The sequence below is a fragment of the Steroidobacter sp. genome, from assembly GCF_016790065.1.
In the GTDB taxonomy this organism is placed as follows: Bacteria; Pseudomonadota; Gammaproteobacteria; order Steroidobacterales; family Steroidobacteraceae; genus Steroidobacter.
In genome coordinates this window covers 1-4,971 of sequence record NZ_JAEUPY010000204.1, presented here as the reverse complement: position 1 = coordinate 4,971, position 4,971 = coordinate 1, and the positions used below count along the sequence as shown (strand labels likewise).

Genomic DNA, 4,971 nt, shown 5'->3' with positions numbered 1-4,971 from the left:
GTGAGTGTGACTATGGCCGGCGCGGGCGTCGGCTGCTCTTTTGGTAGATACAGGATGGCGTTGAGATGCACTCCATCGCGCAAAGGAATTCTCTGCCCCCAGCACATGCGCGCATTCGCGCTCGTTGCATCAGTCATACGGCGAGTTGCTCGCTCTCTTCAGCGCGCGTGGCGGCAAGATCGCAAGCGACCGTCTTCCCTGCCTGCCACAGATGCCACGCCGCCCAGCAATAGCCCGGACACAGTGCGAGCAATGCGTAGCGCAGCGACTCTTCCGCGAAATGCGGCCGCAGCGCATCGCTCAGTGCGCCGGCGGCAAATGGGCCCAGGCCCATGCCGATCAGGTTGGCAAACAGATAAATGATCGCGACCGATACGGCACGTATCCGCGACGGCACCACCGTCTGAATCGTGGCAAACAACGGACCGTTGATTGCCGCGCCAGCGACTGCCGCGAGCGCCATCAAGGTGAATGCGACGTAAAGATTCGGCGCGAGATAGGTGGCCGCCGAAATTATTCCGAAGCTCGACAGTACGATGGCCATAGCCCCGAGCTGCACGCGCTCGTTGGTCGCGGCACCACGTGACGCGAGCGCGCCGCCCAGATAGGTGCCAATCAGGCCACCTCCTCCGAATATCAGCGCGAACCAGCTGCCGAGCTCCCCGGTCTGCAGTCCGTGGCTGCGGATGAAAAATGCGGGAGTCCATTGTCCCACGCCGTAGCTGAAGAACTGCATCACCGAAAAGCAGAACAGCAAGTGGCGGAACGTCAGGTTCCTCCACAACAGAACACTCAGCTCGCCGAACGCAAGCTGCGCCGACGCATCGGTGCCAGATTGCATGCTCGTGTCATTTAGATGTCTCGATGCCCGGCGCGGCTCGTGCAATGTGAGCCATGCCACGACCGGCAATATCAACCCGACCATGCCCAGCGCTATGAATGTGACACGCCAACCATAGAGCTCGTTGAGCCAGCCGGCGATGAAGTAGCCGATGATGAAGCTCAGCGGACCACCGAGACAGTAGATCGCCAAGGCCCGCGGCCGCTCCCGGCGGCTGAATTCATCGGCGATCAGCGAATGGGCGGGTGGAATGCAGCCGGCTTCGCCCACCGCCACGGCGACACGAATCAGCATGAGCTGCAGGAAGCTGGCGGCGAAGCCGCAGACGATCACAGCCACGCTCCACAGTGCGGCACACGCAGAGATGATCAACACGCGATCGCCGCGATCGGCCCAGCGAGCCAGCGGAATGCCCACCGCCGAATAGAACAAGGCAAAGGCAATGCCGCTGAGCAAGCCCAGCTGCGCATCGCTCAGATCCAGAGCCACCTTGATGTCCTGCAGAACCAGGCCGAGCGCCAGCCGGTCCACATAGCTGAATGCCAGGATGAGCATCAACACGCCGAGCATGTATCTCCGGTACATGTGCGGCGGCCAAGCCGCCGTCACGAGCGCCATTCCCAGATCCAGGCTTTATTCATGCGCAGCAGCTCGTGCGGCTGGTATTCGATGGCGAAGCCCGCCGGCGGCGTCGCGCCCAACAGGTTGCGCACCAGAAAGTCCCAGATCCGCCGCTGCACATAACCATTCCTCATCAACAGCAGGTGACCTTCGTTCGGCACGATCAGCAGCTCGAAATCGCGATTCGCGTTGACCAGTGCGTCCACCACCGTCAGCGTCTGACTCACGTGCACGTTCTCGTCCATGTCGCCGGAAATCAGCAACAGCTTGCCTTCGAGCTTGTGAGCGGAGGCCGCGCTGGCTTGGCCAGCAAAAGCATCGAGATTGTCGGGGCCGCGATACTTGTCAGCCCACGCCGCCGAGTAGCAGCTGGAGTCATGATTGCCGCAGACCGATACACCGACGGTAAACACATCGCCATGCTCGAACAGCGCACGAGCCGCTGCGTACCCGCCGCCCGATTGCCCGTAGATCGCGACGCGCGTCCGATCGAGGAACTCATGTCGCTCGCACAACTGCCGAACGACAGCGACATGGTCCTCGATAGAAGCCAGCGCGAGATCGCCGTAGCCGGCCTGACGTATGGCCTTGGTGCGAAATGGCATGCCGCGCGTGTCCAGCATGAAGCTGACCATTCCCAGCTCGGCCAGGACCGTCGCGTGCGCGGCACCGATCGAATGGAACGACTGCGGATGGACGTTGGTCTGCGGCCCCGGATAAATGTAGTCGACCAGCGGATATTTCCCGTTCTCATCGAAATCCGACGGCAGGAACATCGTGCCGTGCAGCCGGGTGGTGCCGTCGGCGGCGAGTGCTGTGAAGGATCGGACGAGCACTTCATCACGACCTGGATAGGCGTTGGCGATATCGAAACTTCGACCTGACTGCAGATCGACGATTCGAGTCACGTTGCCACGTTCGACATGCGTGAGCCGCACGACGCCGAAACGTCCATCGGGCGATGCACCGGGCTGCGCGTAGGGCGGACAGAATGCGCGACTCTGCTCGAGTCCGGCAGGTTCCGTTCTCGGCATGGCGATATCGCCGCCGTGCGCGAGCAGCACCTCGAATCCGCTGCCATCGAGATTCACCCGGCAGAGCGATCGAAGCACTGGATCAACGCGTGGATCCACCCCGCACGCCGTAAAGATGATCGTGCGCTTCGCCTCATCCACGTGAACGACGTCACGCACGAGCCACTCACCACTCGTGATGCGATTCATCTGCCGGCCAGTGGCACCGTCATGGAGATAGAGATGAGCGCGGCCATCGCGCTCGGAGAACCAAACAATCTCACCGCTGTTCAGCGTGCGAACATTAGGGGTCACACCCAGCAGGTGATGCAGTTCCAGATAGCCGGTATCGGTGGTCTCGCACATGACGATGCGCCCGCTGCCAGCGGAGAGATCGAACTCGATCAGCTCGGCTCGTTTGAAGTGACGATCCATACGCAGCGCGAACGCCTTACCGTGCGCACCGAACCAAACCATGCGACCCGTGAATGGCGAGCCCGCCACCACGAGCTGCACCGGGAAATCGTCGAACGAGACGACGCGGCCGGTCTGGATGTGTATCGCAACGACAGTGGCGATGGGCAGCGGGTCGCCTGGCGCACAGTATTTGTAACGATGCAGGACGGGACGGCCGCCACCCGGAGGAGCATTCTCGACCAGCGCGATTTCCGGAACCGCGCGTTCATCGATGCGATGGGTGAGCAACCATTCGGAGTCCGGCGACCATAGCGCAACAGGGCTCGGTCGTTTGGCGTAAGTCACCGCACCCAGGCAGATGTCGGGCTGACGGCCGTACGAGAAGTGCGGTGCTCCATCGCACGTCAGTGGTCGCTGCTCGTTTTTATCCCGCTCGTGCAGCCACAGATCATGACCTTTCACGAAACACGCGTAACGGCCGTCCGGCGAATACAGAGCCGGCATCGCCAATGCCGACCTCCACTCGATGACACGCCGGCTCGACACATCGACGATGTGCTCCTGCCCAGCGAGAGTGATCGCGAGGATTCCTGCGCGCGGCAGAGCGAACTCCGCATCGGCCAGCGCCGCGAGATCGACCACCCTGCCGACAGACTCCGACAACAACGTTGCGAGATTCTCGAGCGCGAGGACCGGACTCACCTCGTGAGTCACGCAATCCGCGATGGCGGGCTCGCCGACGAGTCGACCCAGCGCGGGCACGAAGCGATCCGCCACGAAGTAGTAATGCCGCTCGCCGATCCAATAGCCTTCGACCGCCAAGCCAGGCGTCGTCGCCGAGAGCTTCGGAGCTGTCAGCGACACCGCCCGGCGATAACGCTCGCGGATGTCATCGCTCATCTCGAATTCCATTTTGTTCGTCCTCTGGACTCACGGCGGTCCGCTGACAATTGCTCCTGCATTGCCAGCATTCCCGCCATCCATGGCGGTCCGCTGACAAATTGCTCCTGCATTGCCAGCATTCCCGCCATCCATGGCGGTCAGAATTCGTAGCTGAGCTGTACGCCTACGGTGCGAGGACGCAGCCGATATCCGTGATTCGGCAGACCGAGATGTCGAAACGTATAGTCGTCCTGATTCGTCAAGTTGCGCACGAACACGTCGATCGTGAACTTCTCGATCGCCAGACGCGCGGTGGCGTCGGCCTTGAGATAGTCACCCGCTTGGTTGTTGGCTGACTCCTGCAGGTCTCCGTAGAAATCGCCGACGTAGATCGAATCGAGCCGGACGAACGCGGCGTGCTCGAAGACGTTGAACTCGTACTGGACGGAGAGATTGGCATTCAGCTCCGGCGATCCAGGCAGCCGGTCGCCGTCGAAGGCCGGCACGAACAGACCGGGCGCGTCCTTGGTCAGCTCGGCATTGATGCGCGAGCCGCCAAGATCGATGCGCAAAGACGGCGTGACCTGAAAGTTGGCCTGCAGCTCGACGCCCTGCGAGCGCGCGGCGCCAGCATTCGCCGTGTAGCTGCCGCACACTCCGACGTTCACGCGAATGGGCACTCCGGTCCAGTCCATGCGGTACACATCCGCCGCGAGGCTCAATCGACCGTCGAGCAACGAGAACTTCGCTCCCAGCTCGTAGTTGTCGACCTCATCGGACTGAGTGCTCCTGGTGCTCGCGAGCGAGATGCCGCTGCCGTCGAGCACACCGTCGTTGTTCAGATCGCACGTCGACGGCAAGCCGGGTTGCGGGCTACCGAGCCGGAATCCTTGCGACCAACCTGCGTAAAGCGTGGCCTGATCGTTGGGCTTGAAGCTCAGGTTGCCGCGAAACGTACTGCCCGACGCATCTGCATCGATGATGGTGGTACGAGCGGTGGGGCCGAAGAAGACGCTGGCAGTCGTGTCCACCCGACCGGTACGCTCGTAGTCGTAGGCGCGAGCACCGCCGGTGAGTGTCCAGCGCGGGATGAACTCCCATGAGACTTCGCCGAACGCCGCTTTCTGCTCGAGCTCACGCCGATCGAAGTAATCGCCGAGCTGGCGCACGCCTGCATACGTCGCCGGGTCGCCATGC

3 protein-coding genes are annotated in these 4,971 nt (G+C 62.1%); all 3 read right to left on the bottom strand.

All coding sequences use genetic code 11. The features are described 5' to 3' along the window. Positions 1-133: 133 nt before the first annotated feature. A complete protein-coding gene (locus tag JNL55_RS08830) occupies positions 134-1,459 on the bottom strand; it encodes a spinster family MFS transporter (RefSeq protein ID WP_293852153.1) in 1,326 nt (441 codons plus the stop codon). Further along, complete coding sequence (locus tag JNL55_RS08825; RefSeq protein WP_293852150.1) at positions 1,447-3,792, bottom strand: S9 family peptidase; 2,346 nt, start codon at positions 3,790-3,792, stop codon at positions 1,447-1,449. Before JNL55_RS08825 ends, JNL55_RS08830 begins: the two co-directional genes overlap by 13 nt. 140 nt (positions 3,793-3,932) lie before the next feature. Continuing rightward, positions 3,933-4,971 (bottom strand): TonB-dependent receptor domain-containing protein (locus JNL55_RS08820; protein WP_293852147.1); only part of this gene is annotated, 1,039 nt, incomplete at its 5' end.